The following is an 18749-nucleotide window of genomic DNA, read 5'->3' as shown; positions in this document are numbered from 1 at the left end:
GCAAGCTATTTGACGAACAAAAGTGGATTTTTAGACCAATTTGCTGTCGCCGCAGCTATTCTCGGTCAGGCTCCTCAGGATCTCTGCACCCGTCCTGGTTCAGGACCCTTGGAATTGTTCAAGACATAAGGTTACGGAATTCACATGCTGGATCCCAAATACGTTCGCAGCAACCTCAATGAAGTGGCTGCCTTGCTTCGTAAAAAGCATTTCGAGCTGGATGTAGAACGACTGAACGCTCTGGAAGAGCGTCGCAAGTCCCTGCAGATTCACACCGAACAGCTTCAGAGCGAACGTAAGTCCGGGTCGAAGGAGTTCGGCAAGATTAAATCCCGGGGCGGTGATATCTCCGAACTCAAAGCGCGTATGGACCAGCTTTCTGTCGAGGTGAGAGAATCTGAACAAGAACTGTCAGCTTTGCAGGCAGAACTGAATGACTTGTTGCTGGGGATTCCCAACCTGCCCCATGAGTCGGTACCGGAAGGTGCTGATGAAGAAGACAATGTCGAAGTGCGTCGTTGGGGTACCCCGACGGATTTCCAGTTTGAGATCAAGGATCACGTGGATCTGGGTGAGCCTCTGGGTCTGGATTTTGAAACCGGCACCAAACTCTCTGGCGCACGCTTTACACTGATGCGTGGTGGCATTGCCCGACTGCATCGTGCCCTGGCTCAGTTTATGCTGGATGTGCAGGTTGAAGAACACGGCTATGAAGAGGTGAATACCCCGGCCCTGGTGCATGACACCGCTCTGCTGGGTACTGGTCAGCTGCCAAAATTCAGTGATGATCTGTTCAAAACGGAATGTGCTGAAGCTGAGAAACCCTTCTACCTGATTCCAACGTCTGAAGTGACCTTGACCAACGTAGTGCGTGAAAGCATTCTGGATACAGCTGAACTGCCACTGAAACTGACGGCTCATTCCTGCTGCTTCCGCAGCGAAGCAGGTAGCCATGGTCGTGATACCCGTGGTCTGATTCGCCAGCATCAGTTTGAAAAAGTGGAAATGGTTCAGGTGGTGCATCCGGAGAAGTCTTTTGAGGCACTGGAAGAGATGACCGGTCACGCTGAGGCTATTCTCCGGAAGCTGGGTCTGCCTTATCGTGTTGTCGCGCTCTGCGGTGGTGATCTTGGCTTTGGTGCTACCAAAACTTATGATCTGGAAGTGTGGCTGCCAGGTCAGGGCAAGTACCGTGAAATTTCTTCTGTCAGTAACTGTCTGGACTTCCAGGCTCGCCGTATGCTGGCCCGTTTCCGTAATCCGGAAACCGGCAAGCCGGAATTGCTGCATACCCTGAATGGTTCAGGTCTTGCGGTAGGCAGAACGCTGGTGGCTGTTCTGGAAAATTATCAGAATGAAGATGGTTCCATTAGAATTCCCCAAGTGCTTCAGCCTTACATGGGCGCGGTCACCGTTCTGGCCCGGTAATTCTCTTTGGGAACTGGCTTGGTTCAGAGCACCTTCAGGTGCTCTGGGTCGCGGGCTCCGAAACCAGGTTTTTCAACCAGCGTCTTGAGAATACCCGCAGGAGCACCATCAGGGCCTTGGACAGCTCTTCAAACAGACTGAAAATAAACACCAGATACAAGGGCAGTCCCCAGTATGCGGCGAGCCAGGCCATGGGGATACCAATCCCCCACATGGCAAAGGTGCTGATGATAGCGGTGGCTCTGACATCTCCCCCACTTCTCAGCAGGCCGATAATCCCCATCAGGTTGATTACCCGGATACACAAGCCAACACTGGCTACGATCATAGCCTCCTGGGCCATGGTCATGGTGGAGCCTTCAAACTTTCCGAACAGGGTCACCACATCCGTCCGGAAAACGATCAACAGAGTACCAATAACCAGCGCAATAAAGGGTGACATGATTAGCATGATCCAGCCTTGTCGCCAGGCTTTCTCAAAATGCCGGGCTCCCAATTCCTGACCCAGAATGATTGAGCCCCCCACACCGAATCCGATAAACAGTGAAATCAGGATGGCCTCAATGGAGGAGATGGCTGACATGATAGCTAATTCATTCACCCCAATACTGGCGTAGATGATGCTGTATATGATAAGGCCAAAAGCCCAGGAGCCATCCTGAAGTGCTATGGGAACACTGACTTTGAAATAGCGAACCAGTTCCGTCTTTTTCATACCCAGTTCAGCATCCCGTTTTTCGGGAATAAGATGGCTTCTGAATTGTTTGATGTACCTGAGTAGAAGGGCGGTCTGGAGAAATCTGGACAAGGTCGTCCCCCAGGCTGATCCGGCAACGCCCAGTTCCGGAAATCCAAAGTGGCCAAAAATCAGCACGTAGTTCAGGAAGACATTCACCAGAATGGCATAAAAGCCAATTCGGGTAGGTGTTCTGGCATCGCCAGACGCTCTCATTGCGGCTTCCAGAGGTACGACAATCGCCGTGCAGATAATGGAAGGAGCGGTAATCAGCAGGTATTCAATGGCCAGCCGGGTCAATTCCGGGTCTCCGGTTGAAAGGCCAATCACCACATCAGGCAACAGTATGTAGAAAGCTACGAAAGGTATCGTGACGAATACCGAGGTTAGTAGCGACTGTACCAGAGTTCTTCGCAAGCCCGCAGTATCGCCCGAGCCTATAAACTGGGAGGCCAGAATACTCATACCGCTACCCAGAGAGGCAGTCAGAATCAGGTTAAAGAAAAAGATTCGGTTACCCAGACCCACCGCTGCAACGGCCGTTTCACCCAGCTGGCCGACCATCAAAATATCGATGAGCCCGAGCACGGAAAACATCATGGATTGCAGGGAAACAGGCAGAGCGAGGTGCCAGAGTTTACGGAAAAACTCCCTGTCCGCACTAACACTCACTGAAGCGGATTTATTCATGCGGTTCCTGATAAAGAGGGTATGAGACTGTTCGGGATTCAGTCTTGAGTTATTCGGCGTAGATTATACGAACTAAAGTACTGCTCATCTGCCAGGGAATACCGAAACTACAGGGGGCATTGAGCTTTAAGGCTTTTAGAGTGCAGAGTGCTGAAAGAGCATAAGAGCATGTTAGAACTGTTCTGCTTTCTGGATGGAATAAGCATCAAATTTATTCTTATCAGAGCGAAAGTATTCACTGGTATAATAACGCCGGACAATGAGAGAGGAATGGGTTCAGGTTCGGTTGAGCCGCTCAGGAACCGTTTCCCGTGAACAATAATGATAACTGTAAGAGAGTCGTCCGAGTGGATTATTTGCCATTATTCCTCGAAGTTCGTGATCGTCCCTGTCTGTTGGTTGGGGGAGGGGACATCGCGTTGCGTAAAGCCAGGCTGCTGTCTGATGCGGGGGCAATGATTCAACTGGTAGCTCCCGAGATTCACCCGGACTTGATGACTTTGATCAATGCCGGAGATCATCACGTTCGGCAGAAAGTCTTTGAACCTTCTGATCTGGACGGCGTTTGTCTTGTTATTGCTGCCACTGATGAGCCTCAAGTGAACTCAGAAGTCGCCCGGCAGGCCAAGCTGCAAAACCTGTTCGTCAACGTAGTCGATGACGCCCAATCCGGTAATGCCGTGATGCCTTCTATTGTTGATCGCTCTCCTGTTATGGTGGCTTTCTCAACGGGAGGCAAAGCACCTGTCCTGGCCCGTATGTTGCGGCAGCAGTTGGAAGCCATTTTGCCGGCTGGCTATGGTCGGCTGGCTGAAATGGCCGGCCAGTTTCGTTCAAAGGTCTCTCAGAAGTTCAGCCGTATCAATGATCGCAGGTATTTCTGGGAGCGTGTGTTGACCGGGAATGCTGCTGAAAAAGCCATTTCCGGTGATGTAGAAGCAGCCCGATGTTTAATGGAAGAAGCACTGGCCTGCTCTGAGCCGGTGACGACAGGAGAAGTCTATCTCGTCGGTGGTGGGCCGGGTGACCCGGACTTGCTGACCTTCAAAGCACTGAGATTGATGCAGCAGGCTGATGTCGTGTTGCATGACCGACTGGTTTCGGAACAAGTGTTGTCACTTTGTCGCCGGGATGCGGATTACATTTATGTGGGCAAGAAGCGTGACCGGCACACCCGCCCTCAGGAAGAAATTAACCAGTTACTGGTCGATCTGGCCAAAGAAGGTAAGCGGGTGTTGCGTCTGAAAGGGGGAGATCCGTTTATTTTTGGTCGGGGAGGTGAAGAGATTGACACCCTGGCTGAAGAGAATATTCCTTTTCAGGTGGTGCCGGGTATTACCGCTGCATCCGGTTGTGCCAGTTATGCCGGCATTCCTCTGACCCACCGGGATCATGCTCAGTCTGTACGCTTTGTAACCGGTCATCTTAAAGACGACAGCTATGACCTGAACTGGCACGAAATGGCTGACCCTTCCCAGACTCTGGTGTTTTACATGGGGCTGATGGGGTTGCCAAGAATCTGTGAAGAGTTGCATAAACACGGGCGTAGTCCAGACACACCCATTGCTCTGATTGAGAAGGGAACCACTCAGAAACAAAGGGTATTCACCGGGTCTCTGGAGACCATCAGCAGTATTGTTGAAGGGAACGCTGTAACGGCTCCTACCCTGATAATTGTTGGTGATGTGGTACAGCTCCACGACAAGTTGAAATGGTTTAATCCAGAAACTAATTAAACTGCTTACTTGCAGCCTGTCGGACTTAAGGCTGCCCTACTGCGGTTGCAATAAATTGGTCTAAAGATTCCTGCTTCTTCGTCAAATAGCTCGCTATTCTCCTCAGAAGCAGAAATTTTTATCCTCAATTTCTTGCAATCCTCGCTACGGACGCATAAGTCCGACAGGCTGCTTGCACTTCCTCAACACTATGGGCCGAAGAATGATCGGTTTACAGTATGCTGGATATACCTTTCAGGTTCCCACGCCGAAGTATGGGAACCAGAGTTTTGCCAAGGCCTTTTCAAGCCGGAGAGGTTAAGAGTCATAGAGATGACAATATAGCCAGAGTGGTTATTACGCCTATAGCAGAAGTCACTGCGGCTTTACGCGCTGATGAAGTGGGAACAACTGTCGTATTTATACTTGATGGAGTGGGGAGTGATATTGTATTTGATGAATTGGAGAGTGATGTTGTGCTTGATGAGTTGGTGGTCACAACTGTGCTTATATTCGATGCATCGAGGAACGCATTACTACCCGCAATGAAACCAGAGAATGTATTGACTTTCTGGCAGACTTCCGTGGCAAAGTAGAACTGACCCAAGAGGTTGACCAGTCCGGTGCAGGCAGTGGCTGGGGAATCATTTATGGCGGTCCAGATATTCACGGTTGTTTGAGTGGGAATTGGCCAGACATCAGGTGAACTCATGACTTTTTCGCACAATCTTTGTTTAGTCATGTCATCCAGCGTTATGTGGGCTGCTATCAAACTGAACCGTTCCAGCGGCTGCCACCAGGGTCTGATTGCCCGCAGGTGGTTACAAACCAGGTTCAGAGCAACTTGTCCACTGATGGTTAAAGCGGTCTGTGTTGTTTTGATCTGATTGCCAATCAGGTAAAAAAGAGGAAATCTTGTTTCGTTTTCTGTGGTTCCTACAAAAACGAATCCGCCTTTGCGAACAGGGTCGAGATTTGTAATACCATGATTGGAAATGTCTACCGTGTTTTTGAAGACATCCATGCTGGCTTTGGGACCCAGTCTGAACTCTCCCGCCTCCGCCATATCGCCCTGGAATGTATTCCCAATAACAGCTAACAGACCTGACCTGTTCCTGATGGCAGGAAGATTAATGAGTATTCCCTGGTCAGGAATAACATCAGCAATCAGACGACTTTGAAGCGTAGTGTACTTTTTACCAATGATCGTGTTGTTGGCGAACTCCAAACCCGGACCTCGGTGCCAATAAAAGACCGATAAATTCAGAGGTTCCTTGCAGTCAAGGTTAACTGCGGCCCGGCTGGGAATATGAAATACGTTCTCTTCTAAAATCAGTCGCCGGTTGTAGCATTCTGCGTAAATAATGGACTCAACTGATGGAAAGTTATTCTCTCGAGTTGGACTGAAAGTAACGTGTCGTATATTACTGCTTCTTCTTTCTCCAAACCGGAAGTTATCGGGAGCTCCAACCCTGACCATGTACCTGACCATATATCCTGGCCGATCCCTGATAATAATTTCATAACCTTCATCAGCAGCTCCTATGATGTCCTGGCCGTCTTTCAAACGAATCTCGTCGTCGATAAAGTACTCGACCGTGGTTTTCACTGGCACAGGGCTTGCGGATGAAGAAGGCATCACTGTCGTGCTGTTTGACTGAACTACCGGGTTAGAGGTCGTATTCGTATTGACGGAAGCGCCAGCAGGGAAAGAGATGTTAGCAGGAGTAGGGGCATAGACAGAGACAGAGGCAGAGGCTGAGACAGAGGAAGTGACAAGGCTGGGGGTACTGGGGGTAGGGACGGTTTCCGAGGAGAGCAGGATGACGGTGTTCTCAGGAATCCGTTCTACCAACTTGTTTAGATTCTCTGTCGGATTGGCTTTTAGAATAATGCACTGTCGATTGTAAATAAGATCGCTATAAAGGCTTATTTGCCTGTCAACCCCCATTGACTGGGGTGAAAGATGTTCGCACAATTCTGTAGAGAGGGGGGGCTGAGTAGAGGGGCTTACGCTTGTAGATTGAGCCTGTAAGCTCAGAGCCTGTAGGAGGAGTATAGGAGTGATTAAACGGGCTAAATAACATTGCAGTTTGATCATGTTCAGAACTCCCGGTCAGGCCCCTAGATAGGAAGCCTAGTCGCTGCATTTCTACTTATCCATTAATACGAATAAGATGTTGCGAGGAAACAGGTGGACTATGCCGTCTCCTTCTCTCCATTATTTTGAGTCACCTCATGAAATAACCAAGTCGCCTACCCGAAAAATCCAGTGGATTGCCTGTCGGCAACCACTGATTAAGAGGGTTAAGTGCTTTTTCCCAGAATTCCGGTTCTGACTCCTGAGCCACTCATAGAGCCCGTTCCTTAGCTAACTGGTTATAAATTCAACAACACAGCCAGGGAGGCCATGACACCCAGAGCAGTGCTTATGGTCGTTGCATCTACAGATGATACAGTGGAGATCCTGTCGGAGCTGGACTTCGTAACAATAATGGTCACTGTCGGGCAGATACTAATGACTGTCGGGCAGTGGTGTGTAAAGTCAAAGAAGAACGTACCTACAAAGTTGGTCATTCCACTCAAAGGGGCTGCTGTGGAATTGTTGATGGCCGACCAGGTATTCACAATATGACAGTATGTGGGTGGACTGATTGATGCGCTAATTACGGTTGGACTCACGCATTTTTCGCACTCACCTGCCAAAGGCAGTGGATTAAGGGCTGTGACGTTTTTTAGTTGAGCGTGTTGCCATGGATTGACTGCCTGCAGGAAGTTACAAGCCAGAGCCAGTGCGATCAGTGCCTCAATACTTATAGCGGTGTCTGTTACGCGGATCTGATTGCCTGCCAGATTAAAGCGAGGAGGTTTTGCACCAGTATCTGTAATGCCAGTAAGAATAAAACCACCTTTTTGAGTTTGTTGACCACGAAGATCAAGATGTGTCCCGCCTGAGTTGTCAATGTCGATCGTGTTTCTGAAAATATCGATACTGGTTCCGGCTCCAAGACTAATCTTACCCACATCTGCCATCCTGCCTTGGAATCTGTTATCAACAATAGCGATTTTCTGTGACTGATTATAGATGGCAGGAAGAATAATATTTATCCCATACAAGGAGGTAATGTTGTGTGGTCCTGCGCTGAAAGTTTCACCTATTATCATGTTATCCGCAAACTGCAGGCCAGGGCCTGTGCGCTCGTCATCAGCAGATGCATCCAGAGATTTTCTGCAATCAAGTTCAACTCCGTACCAGTCAGGAAGATAGAATAGGTTGTTGGCCACAATCAGTCTGTGGTTATAGCAATATGCGAGAATAATACTTTTAATGGGTCTGTGGCCATCAGGTTCAGATGGCTGAAAAGTGATGTGTTTTATATGATTGTCTCTCGTTTCTCCAAAATGGAAGTCGCTTCTGTTTCCATGTCTGATCATGAACTGCTCTTTAAAACCTGTGGAAAGTGTGGTCACGATTTCAAAACCCTTATCAGCAGCCCCAATAATGTCCTGACCAGCCTTTAAGATTATTTCACTGTCAATGAAGTAACTAACCGGGGTTTTACCTGTCACAGGGTTAACGGATGGGGAAGGTGGCACTCCTTGGGGAGTGCTGGAAGAGAGTAGTATCACGGTGTTTTCAGGAATCTGACTGATCAATCTGGCAGTATCTACTGTGGGGTCTGCATTAAGAACAATGCACTGTCGTCCGCGAACAAGGCGACTATACTCGTCTAGCCGTTGGCGAACCCCCATCGTTTGTTCTGAAAGAGACTCGCACGATACCGTCGGATAGGGTGTTGAAGCTGTCGGGGATGTTGTTGAAGGTTGAAACGTCTGAGCCTCTGTAGAGAGAGCCTGTAACAGAAATACAGGGGCGATTAACCTAGCCAGATAACGTTGCAGCTTGAGCATTTTCAGGATTCCCTGGAATAGTCTATTGGAATCCTGGACGCTGCATTCAAAATTAGCCATAAGCCTGTGCTACCGTCTCAGTTCACATAATCTCAGGTTATAGATTCAACAATACAGTCAGAGTGGCCATGAAACCCAGAGCAGTTGTCATGACTGATGCAGTGGTGATCTCGTCAGTATTATTAAGCACTCTACTATGATGGGTAGCAGTCGGCATAGGGAGTGTCGGGCAGACTGCTGCGTCAAAGATGATCGGACCGTCGAAGTTTTCCAGTCCACTCAAAGGCGTCGCTGTGGAATGAGTGATGGCAGTCCAGGTATTCACAATCTGGTGGCAGGGTGTCATGGGAGTGGTAGCATTTGAGCCTGGGAGTTTTTTGCATTCATCTGCCATTGATAATGGATCAATGGCTTTCAGACTGTAGTAACTATTAATTTGATTCCAGAGATTAACGGCCCGAAACTGATTACATGCCAGTGTCACCGCAAGATGTCTATTGATGTTTATAGCGGTTGAAGTCAGTTGGATGTGGTTGCCAGCAAAATTAAAGAGAGGAGGTTCTGCACTGGTATTTCTGAGACCCAAAAGAGCAAAGGCCCCTCTTCGAAACTGTCGATTTAAATGAACTTCAGAACGAGTCCTGCCTGTATTGTTAATGTCGATAGTGTTTCTGAAGAGATCTGCATTACTTCCGGCTCCAATCGTAAACTCAGCCACTTCAGAGACTTTGCCCCTGAATGTGTTCTCAACAATAGCGATCTGTTTTGACTGTCTCTCGATGTTAGGAACACTAACAAATAATGCTTCCGTGGGAATCACGTCGTTGTTTAATGCCCTCAGGGTTTCACCTACGAAGGTGTTATGGGCTAAATGAATGCTTGGGCCCGGGCGCAAATTATTGGCAGATGCATCCAGGGCCTCTCGGCAAGAAAAGTAAACCGCAGCCCAGGTTGGAAGGTGGAATACGTTGTTTTCTATAATCAGTCTCCGGTTATAACATTGTGCGTAAATAGCAGAGTAAGTTGCATTGCGGGCATTTGCCTGAGTTGGCCGGAAAGTAACGTGTTTTATGTGATTGTCTCTTGCTTTTCCAAACTGGAAGTCATCACTGACTCCAACCCCGATCATATATCTCTCAGTAAAACCAGGATGCAGAGCGATGACGATTTCAAAACCATCATCAGCAGCCCCGATAATGTCCTGACCTTCCTTTAAAAAAATATTATCACTAATCAGGTAACCAACAGAGGTTTTACCCGTTACAGGCGTCACAGTTGGAGAAGTGGTTCTGGAGGACAGCAGGATAACGGTATTTTCTGGTATCCGTTTTATCGACTCACTCAAATCATCAGCGGGCTTGGCGCTGAGAACAACGCACTGCCGTCCACGAACAAGCTCATTATACTGTTGTAGTCGTTGCATGACCCCCCTCGATTCTCCGGAAAGAGAACCGCAAGATACTGTTGGAAGAGGCGTCAAAGTAGCAGGTGCGCTGGTCGAGGTCTGAGCCTGCAGAACCAGCGCCTGAAACAGGAATAAAGGAGCTATCAACCGGATCAAATTACGATGAGGCTTCGACATATTCAGAACTTCCGGGAAAGCCTGAGAAGAAATCCTAGTCCACGTATCTGTAGCTATCCATTAATATCGTGAATATATTTCAAGAAAATCAGACGTTCACAGGCCGGGAGCATGGGAACCATAGTGTTATGACAGCCTCTTTAAAACGTGAGAAATGGGTTCAGGTCACCGAATGAATAACAGGCTCAGTGTGGTCATGATACCCAAAGCGGTCGTCGCGGAGGTTCTTCCCGCTGACGAACTGGTAATATCATCAGTGACGTTTTGACACTCAAACAAAATGAGAATTTCATCAGTGTCGTTTTGACCCGCTGGTGTCGAGCTAATAACAGCAGGGGGTGAAGTGACTGTCGGGCAGATTGATGGGTCAAAGTAGAACTGACCCTCAAGGTTAGTCAGTCCGCTGATAGCAGTAACCGAAGAGTCATTGATGGCCGTCCAGATATTGACAATCTGGCAAAGTGTTGGTGGAAGGGTTGTCATGCCAACGTTTGAACTCAGGGCGTTATTGCACTCACCGGCCAGTGGTAATGGATTCATGGCTTTCAGGCTGTATTTTTGTTGCTTTTGTCGCCACGGACTGACTGCCTGCAGATGGTTGCAAGCCAGAGTTAGCTCAATCTGTGCCTCGACACTTATAGCGGTATCTGATACTTCGATCTGATTGCCCACCAGATTAAATTGAGGAGGTTCTGCATTGGTATCTGTATGACCAATCAAACCGAACCCTCCTGTTCGTTGAACTTCTCCTCTAATAATTTCCCGAGATGTCTTGCCAGTATTGTTGATGGCGACAGTGTTTCTGAAGATGTCCATATGGCCTCCGGGTCCAAGAATAAATTCACCCGCCTCTGCCATCTTTCCCTGGAATGTGTTCTCGATAACAGCGAGTTCCGCTGTCTGGTTTTTGATGTTTGGAAGTTGAATAAATATCCCTCTTAAGGGTATGAAGGTGACTTTAGACTCGCGGATGGTTTCCCCCTTGACCGTGTTATTGACGAACTTCAGGCCAGGACCACTGCGTAGACCACTCGCCGATGCATCCAGAGATCTATAGCAATCAATTCTCACTCCGATCCAGTTTGGAAGATGAAATACGTTGTTTTCTATAATCAGTCTCCGGCTATAGCATTTCCCAAAAAAAATAGAATGAATAGGGTTGTAACCCTTAGGTTCAATTGGCCAGAAAGTAAGGTGGCCTATATAGCTGTCTTTTATTTCACCAAACTGAAAAGTGCTTCTTTTTCCAACCACGATCATATATTGATCCAGGAAATTTTCGCCAGGCGAAATGACGATTTCAAAACCGTCATCAGCAGCCCCAAAAATATCCTGACCGTCTTTCAAAACTATTTCACTATCAATAAAGTAGTTAATCAGGATTTTACCTGTCGCAGAGGTAACAGACGAAGAAGGCTTCACTGTAGGGGGCGTCATGGAATGGGTCGTCCTGGAGGGGGGCGTCCTGGTAGGGGGCGTCCTGGAAGAAAGCAGTATCACGGTGTTTTCCGGAACCCGTTCGATCAATTGAGCTAAATCCTCTGTCGGGTCGGCATAGAGAACAATACATTGTCGTCCACGGACAAGTTCGCTGTATTGGTTTAGCCGTTTATGAACCCCTGTCGTATTTCCTGCAAGAGTCTTGCATGGCACTGTTGCAGCGGGTGATGTAGAAAAAGGGGCGACAAATTGAGTTGTGTTCTGAGCCTGAAGGCCAGGGGGCTGTGAAAGAAGCAGAAGAGCGAACAACTGGGCCAAATGACGCATCAAAATAATCATTTACAGGACTCCCGGGAATATCTTGACTGGCATCCTGGCATTTATACGTATCCATTAAGGACGTGAAAATATTTCAGGAAAATCACATGTTCACACGCCGGGATCATGGGAACCAAAGCGTTGCAACAGCTTCTTTAAACGGGAGAAACTCTGGTTATTGAATCAATAATAAGTTCAGTGTGGTCATGATACCCAAAGCGGTCGTCGTGGCGGTTGTACCCGTAATAACAACAGAGTGTGAAGGGGCTGCCTGGCAGATGGCCGGGTCAAAGTAGAGCTGACCCTCGAGGTTGGTCAGTCCTTTTAAGGCAGTAGCCGGGGAGGCATCAATGGCCGTCCAGGAATTCACAATCGGACAGAGTGCAGATGGATGGCTGGTTGTGCCAACGCTTGAACTCAGGGATTTTTTGCACTGGTCTGCCAGAGATAATGGATCAACGGCTTTAAGGCTGTATCGATGTTTTTCCTGTCGCCAGGGTTTGACTGCCTGCAGGTAGTTGCAGGCCAGGGCCAGTTTCATTTGTCCATCGATATTGATGGCTGTATTTCTTACACGGATTTGATTGCCAGCCAGGTTGAAGAGAGGAGGTTCGGCATTTGAATCGGTAATACCCTTGAAAGCGAAACCATTTTTTTGCATACGATGTCCCATTTGCACTTCATGAGCGTTTGTGCCTCTATTATCGACGTCGATTCTGTTTCTGAAAATATTGATGCTGCTTCCTGGCCCAAGAGTGAACTTTCCCACTTCTGATATCTTGTCCTGAAATATGTTGTCAATAATAGCGAGCTTCTGTGACTGATGCTTGATGTCAGGATGATGAATAGTAACCGCTTCCGTTGGAATAAGTTCTCTGCCTCCCTGGCTATAGCTTTTGCCTTTTACTGTGTTGTGGGCAAACAGCAGGCCCGGCCCGGTGCGCATATCATTGGCCGACGCATCCAGAGATTGACTGCAATCAAGTCTGACTCCACTGTCTTTCGGAAGATGAAAGACGTTGTTTTCTATAATCAGTCTCCGGTTATAGCATTTCCCGAAAACAGTAGAGTGAATGGGTCTGAGGCCCTTAGGCCCTGTTGGCCGAAAAGTTATGTGTCTTATATTGTTGTCTTTTGTTTCTCCAAACCGAAAGTTACTGGTGTCTCCAACTCTTACCATAAATTGATCTGTATAACTTCCGTCAGGCATGATGACGACTTCGAAACCGTTGTCTGCTGCCCCGATAATATCCTGACCGTCTTTCAAAATTATCTCACTGCCAATCAGGTAATTAACAGGGGTTTTACCCACCACCGGGGTAACGGAAAAAGAAGGTTTCATGGTGGTGGTCGTCCCGGAGGAGAGCAGTATCACGGTGTTATCACCAAGCCGATTGATCAATTGAGCCAGATCCCCTTTCGGGTCGGCACTAAGAACAATACATTGTCGTCCGCGTACCAGTTCACTGTATTGGTTTAGCCGTCGCTGAACCCCTGAAGTCTGACTGGTAAGGTTGTCGCACAATACCGTCGTTGGCGGCAGGGTTGTCTGAGCCGGCCTTGTGTATTGAGTCGTGTTCTGAGTCGTGTTCTGAGCTTCCGGACTCAGAACCTGTAACAGGTATAGAGGAGCGACTAATTGAGCTAAATGATGATGCAACTTAATCATTTTCAGGACTCCCATGAAAATGCTGACCTGAATCCTAGCCTATGAACTTATACCTATCTATTAAGGATGTTAAAACATGTCCGGAATATCGCTGGCTGCTGTTTTTGAGGCAGCTTCTTTATAGCGCAGAGGCGAGTTCAGGTTACAGATTCAACAACAGGGCCAGTGTGGTCATAATTCCCAAAGCGGTCATAGTGACGGTTGTGCCCTTAATAGCAGCAGAGATTCTGGTTGAAGTGCTTGTCTGGCAACTGGCTGAGTTAAAGTAGAACTGCCCCTCGAGGTTGGTCAGACCACTGATAGTACCCGCAGGAGAACCATTGGTAGGCGTCCAGGTATTGACAATCTTACAGAATGCAGATTGTGGTTTAGTGGCTCTTTGGTGAAATCTCAGGGGCTTTTTGCAATCGCCTGCCAGAGGGAATGGATCAATGGCGATCAGGCTGTATTTATGTTGTTCTTGTCGCCAGGGTTTGACTGCCTGCAGGTGATTGCAGGGCAAAGCCAGTTTAAGTTCTCCATCGATATTAATGGCTGTATTTTTTACGCTGATCCGATTGCCTGCCACATTGAAGAGAGGGGGTTCGGCATCGGAATCGGAATCGGCATCGGCATCGGCATATTCATCGGTAAGACCCGCGAGAGCGAAGCCATGTTTATGTGCACTGTGTCCCATGATCCATTCGTGATAGGTTGTGCCACTATTATCGACGTCGATAATGTTTCTGAAGATATTCATGCGGCTTCCGGATCCAAGAGTGAAATGTCCCACTTCTGATATCTTGCCTTGGAATACGTTGTCAATAACAGTGAGCTTCTCTGACTGATGCTTGATCCCGGGATAAGAAACAGCTAATGCTTCCAATGGAATAAAGTCTAAGTTGCTTATCAGGCTGTAGCTTTCGCCTTTAAATGCGTTATTGGCAAACAGCAGGCCCGGTCCGGTGCGTAAATTATTGGCCGATGCATCCAGGGTTCCTCTGCATTCAAGTCTGACTCCGATCGATTCTGTAAGATGGAATACGTTGTTTTCCATAATCAGTCTCCGGTTATGGCATTCTCCATAAACAATAGAGTTAACGCGTTTAAGTGTATGGCCTTCAGGGCTATTGTCACGGAAAGTTATGTGTCTTATGTTGCTGTCTTTTGTTTCTGCAAACTTAAAGTCGACGTAGTCTCCAACTCTGAGCATATATCGATTTGAATAACTTTTATCGGGCATGATGACGACCTCGAAACCATCATCAGCAGCCCCAATAATATCCTGACCGTTCTTTAAAAGTATTTCACTGCCAACAAAGTAATTTACGGGGGTTTTACCTGCCACCGTAGCAACGGAAGGAGAAGGCGTCATGGTAGTGGTTGTGCTGGAGGAGAGCAGTATCACGGTGTCGTCTGGAAGCCCGTTGATCAATTGAGCTAAATCCTTTGTCGGATCGGCACTGAGAACAACACATTGTCGCCCGCGAACCAGTTCGCTGTATTGGCTCAGCCGTTGCCGGACCCCTGAGGGCTGCCCGATAAGGCTGTCGCATAATACTTTTGTCGGGTAGGTTGTACCAGAAGGCGTTGTGGGTTTAACTGCGTTCTGAGCTCCCAGACTCAGAACCTGTAACAGGAATAGCGGAGCGATTAGCTGAGCTAAATGATAATGCAACTTAATCACTTTCAGGACTCACATGAAAATGTCAACCTGAATCCTAGCAGCCTGTCGGACTTAAGGCTGTCCTACTGCGGTTGCAATAAATTGGTCTAAAAATTCCTGCTTCTTCGTCAAATAGCTCGCTATTCTCCTCAGAAGCAGAAATTTTTATCCTCAATTTCTTGCAATCCTCGCTACGGACGCTTAAGTCCGACAGGCTGCTAGCCTATGAATTTATACCTACCTGTTAACGTCGTTAAAACATGACCGGAAAATCGCGCTGGCTGCTGTTTTTGGGGCAGCTTCTGTATACCGGAGAGGTGAGTTCAGGTTATAGATTCAACAACAGGGTCAGTGTGGTGATGACACCCAAAGCGGTAGTCACTTCGGTTGTACCCGCCGAGGTTGTGGTGGTCATAACATCAGAAGGCAAAGCGACTGTCGGGCAGGCTTTCGAGTCAAAGTAGAACTGACCCTCAACGTTGGAAAGTCCATATAAAGGTGTAACGATGGTTGTCCAGGTATTCAGAATCCGGGAGGTTGACGGTGGGCTGGTAGTTGCCATGGCATCGGTTGAATTCACGGATCCTTCACACTCACCTTCCAGTGGCAATGGATCGGCAGCTTTCAGGCTGTATTTTTGTTGAGTTTGTCGCCACGGAGCGAGTCCCTCCAGCTGGTTGCAGGCCAGGGCCAGTTCAAGTTGTGCCTCGACATGTATAGCTGCATCTCTAACGCGGATCTGATTGCCTGCCAGATTGAAGAGAGGAGGCTCTGCAGTGGTATTACGAATACCCGTCAGCGTGAAAGCATTTTTTGGTATGTATCTTGACATCAAATATTCACGATAGGTTGTGCCTGTATTGTCAATGTCGATTGTGTTTCTGAAGATATCAATATGGCTTCCGGGTCCAAGAGTCAAGTCTCCCACTTCTGACATCTTGCCCCGGAAGGTGTTGTCAACAATAGCGATTTGCTGTGACTGATGCTTGATTCTGGCAATAGAAACAAACAGCCCATTCAGTGGAATAAAGTTACCAGCTGAAACGTTAAAGCGTTCGCCTTTTACCGTGTTATTAGCGAACAGCAGGCCCGGCCCGGTGCGCAGATCATTGGCCGATGCATCCAGAGGTTGTCTGCAATCAAGTCTAACCCCATAATTGTTAGGGAGATGAAATACGTTGTTTTCTATAATCAGTCTCCGGTTATAACAAGTTGCTGAAACAATTCTTTCAATGGATCGTGAGCCATCAGGTCTGGTTGGCCATAAAGTTACGTGTCTTATATTGCTGTCTTTTGTTTCTCTGAAATTAAAGTCACGGCGGTCTCCTACGATGACCATATATCTATCTGAATAACTTCTGCCAGGCATGATGACGACTTCGAAACCGTTATCAGCAGCCCCGATAATATCCTGACCGTTCTTCAAGACTATTTGACTGCCAATGAGGTAATTAACAGGGGTTTTGCCCGTCAACGGGGTAACGGATGGAGAAGGCTTCATCGTAGGGACCATGTAGGAGGAGAGCAGTATCACCGTATCTTGCGGAAGCCGATTGATCAGCTCCGCTAAATCCTCTGTTGGGTCGGCATTGAGAACAACGCATTGACGCCCGCGAACCAGTTCACTGTATTGTTTTAGCCGTTGCTGAACCCCCGTCGTATTTCCTGGAAGAGTTTCGCATAATACCGTTAGCGGGGATGTTGTAGAAGAAGGGGAAACAGGTTGAGTTGTGTTCTGGGCTTGAAGGTTGAGAGTCTGTAAGAGAAGTACAGCAGCGACCAAACGGGCCAGACAACGCCGCAAAATAATCATTTTCCAGACTCCCGAGTATACGTCGACAGAAATCCTAGTCCATGCGTTTGTGTGCATCCATTAATGTCTTAAGAATATTTCAAGAACATCGCTGGCTACTTTTGCAACAGCTTCCTTAAACCGGAGCAACGGGCACAGGCTACTGATTCAGCAACAGGGCCAGAGTGGTCATGATACTCAGAGCGGTCGTCGCTGCAGTTGCAAGGGCTGATGAAGTGGCGATATCGTCATCGCCAGTGTCGCTGGTACTGTTAATAACAGCAGAGGGCGAAGCGACTGTCGGGCAGATGGCCGGGTCAAAGTAGAACTGACCCTCGAGGTTGCTCAGTCCACTTACATAATTAGCCGGGGAAGCTTCGACGGCTCTCCAGCTATTCACGATCTGACAGAGTGCAGGTGGACGGGTAGTTGCCATGCCAACGGTTGAACTCAGGGATCTTTTGCACTCGCGCGCCAGAGGTAAGGGATCAACGGCTTTCAGGCTGTATTGATGTTGTTCCTGCCGCCAGGGGTGGATTCCCTCCATGTGGTTGCAAGCCATGGCCAGTTTCACTCGACCCAAGATATCTATTGCTGTATTTCTAACGAGGATTCTATTGCCCGCAAGGTTAAAGAGAGGAGGTTCTGCATCGGCATCGGTAATACCTTCGAACGTGATACCACTTTTTTTAATGCTACGTCCCATCATATATTCACGGTAGGTTGTGCCCGTATTGTCAATGTCGATCCTGTTTCTGAAGATATCGATACTGCTTCCGGGCCCGGGAGAAAACTCTACCGCTTCTGACAGCTTGCCCTGGAATGTGTTATCAATAATAGCGACTCTCTGTGACTGATTCTTGATGGTTGGAGTAATAACAACGACCGCTTCCATTGGAATAAGATCTGTGCCCCCCACGTTGAAAGTTTCAGCTTTAAACGTATTATTAGCGATCAGCAGGCCGGGGCCTGAGCGTGAATCACTGATCGATGCATCCAGGGGTTGTCTGCAATCAAGCTTGACGCCGACCCAGTCAGGCAGGTGTAACACGTTATGTGCTATGATCAGACTCTGGTTATAGCACCATGCTGAAACAAGAGCGTTAGTGCGTCGGCGGCCTTTAGGTTGATTGGGCCGAAACGTTATGTGTCTTATATTGTTGTCTTTTGTTTCTCCAAATATAGAGTTACCTGAATCTCCAACAACGATCATATTGTACGCTCTATAGCTTTCGTCAAGCATGATGACGATTTCGAAACCGTCATCAGCAGCCCCGATAATGTCCTGACCCTCTTTCAAAACTATTTCACCGTGAATAAGGTAATTAACAGGTGTTTTACCCGACACCGGGGTAACGGAAGAAGAAGGCGTCATTGTAGGAACCGAAGTAGGAACCGAATTGGAAGAGAGCAGGATCACGATGTCTTCCGGAAGCCCATTGATTAATTGAGCCAGATCCTCAGCCGGGTCGGCAGTGAGAACAATACATCGTCGTCCGCGAACAAGGTTACTGTATTGATTTAGTCGACGCTGAACCCCACCTGTCGTCTGCCCTGTCAGGGTGTCGCATAATACTATTGGAGAAGCCGTTGTTTGAGAGGGGGTTGTCTGAGTAGGGGTTGTCTGAGCAGAGGTTGTTTTAGCAGCGGTTGTTTTAGCAGCGGTTGTTTTAGCAGAGGTTGTTTTAGCAGCGGTTGTTTTAGCAGCGGTTGTTTTAGCAGCGGTTGTTTTAGCAGCGGTTGTTTTAGCAGCGGTTGTTTTAGCAGCGGTTGTTTTAGCAGCGGTTGTTTTAGCAGCGGTTGTTTTAGCAGCGGTTGTTTT

At 48.0% G+C, this 18749-nt stretch carries 11 protein-coding genes; 2 read left to right on the top strand and 9 right to left on the bottom strand.

What is annotated here, in order from left to right:
- Positions 1–144: 144 nt before the first annotated feature.
- Positions 145–1428, top strand: a complete 1284-nt coding sequence (serS, locus tag KBW69_RS19935; protein ID WP_257254998.1) for a serine--tRNA ligase — start codon at positions 145–147, stop codon at positions 1426–1428.
- Between the two features lie 34 nt (positions 1429–1462).
- Here serS and KBW69_RS19930 read toward each other — a convergent pair whose 3' ends face one another.
- Entirely contained in the window at positions 1463–2854 is a 1392-nt protein-coding gene (locus tag KBW69_RS19930; protein ID WP_257254997.1) for an MATE family efflux transporter, read from the bottom strand.
- Positions 2855–3201: 347 nt separating this feature from the next.
- Here KBW69_RS19930 and cysG point away from each other — a divergent pair, with 347 nt between their 5' ends.
- On the top strand, positions 3202–4590 hold the full coding sequence (gene cysG / locus KBW69_RS19925; RefSeq protein ID WP_257254999.1) for a siroheme synthase CysG: 1389 nt from the start codon (positions 3202–3204) through the stop codon (positions 4588–4590).
- 304 nt (positions 4591–4894) lie between these two features.
- Here the strand turns inward: cysG and KBW69_RS19920 are convergent, their stop codons facing one another.
- From KBW69_RS19920 to KBW69_RS19885, 8 genes are all read right to left on the bottom strand, one after another.
- A complete protein-coding gene (locus KBW69_RS19920; RefSeq protein ID WP_257255513.1) occupies positions 4895–6670 on the bottom strand; it encodes a hypothetical protein in 1776 nt (591 codons plus the stop codon).
- 278 nt (positions 6671–6948) lie between these two features.
- Positions 6949–8481, bottom strand: coding sequence for a hypothetical protein (locus KBW69_RS19915; RefSeq protein ID WP_257282008.1), 1533 nt, complete (start codon positions 8479–8481; stop codon positions 6949–6951).
- Positions 8482–8578: 97 nt separating this feature from the next.
- Entirely contained in the window at positions 8579–9904 is a 1326-nt protein-coding gene (locus KBW69_RS19910) for a hypothetical protein (RefSeq protein ID WP_257282007.1), read from the bottom strand.
- A 324-nt stretch (positions 9905–10228) separates the two neighbouring features.
- Entirely contained in the window at positions 10229–11842 is a 1614-nt protein-coding gene (locus tag KBW69_RS19905; RefSeq protein WP_257282006.1) for a hypothetical protein, read from the bottom strand.
- A gap of 154 nt (positions 11843–11996) precedes the next feature.
- Positions 11997–13490 carry a hypothetical protein gene (locus KBW69_RS19900; RefSeq protein WP_257282005.1) on the bottom strand — a complete coding sequence of 498 codons (1494 nt, stop codon included), beginning with the start codon at positions 13488–13490 and terminating at the stop codon, positions 11997–11999.
- Positions 13491–13632: 142 nt separating this feature from the next.
- Positions 13633–15156, bottom strand: a complete 1524-nt coding sequence (locus tag KBW69_RS19895) for a hypothetical protein (RefSeq protein ID WP_257282004.1) — start codon at positions 15154–15156, stop codon at positions 13633–13635.
- Between the two features lie 307 nt (positions 15157–15463).
- A complete protein-coding gene (locus KBW69_RS19890; protein ID WP_257282003.1) occupies positions 15464–16948 on the bottom strand; it encodes a hypothetical protein in 1485 nt (494 codons plus the stop codon).
- Between the two features lie 139 nt (positions 16949–17087).
- The coding region (locus KBW69_RS19885; RefSeq protein WP_257282002.1) for a hypothetical protein at positions 17088–18749 on the bottom strand (1662 nt) is incomplete at its 5' end.

Origin of the sequence: Endozoicomonas sp. ISHI1 (genome assembly GCF_024606225.1) — a bacterium.
Taxonomy (GTDB): domain Bacteria; phylum Pseudomonadota; class Gammaproteobacteria; order Pseudomonadales; family Endozoicomonadaceae; genus Endozoicomonas_A.
The sequence above is the reverse complement of the archived record's forward strand: the minus strand, read 5'-3'. Positions and strand labels throughout refer to the sequence as shown.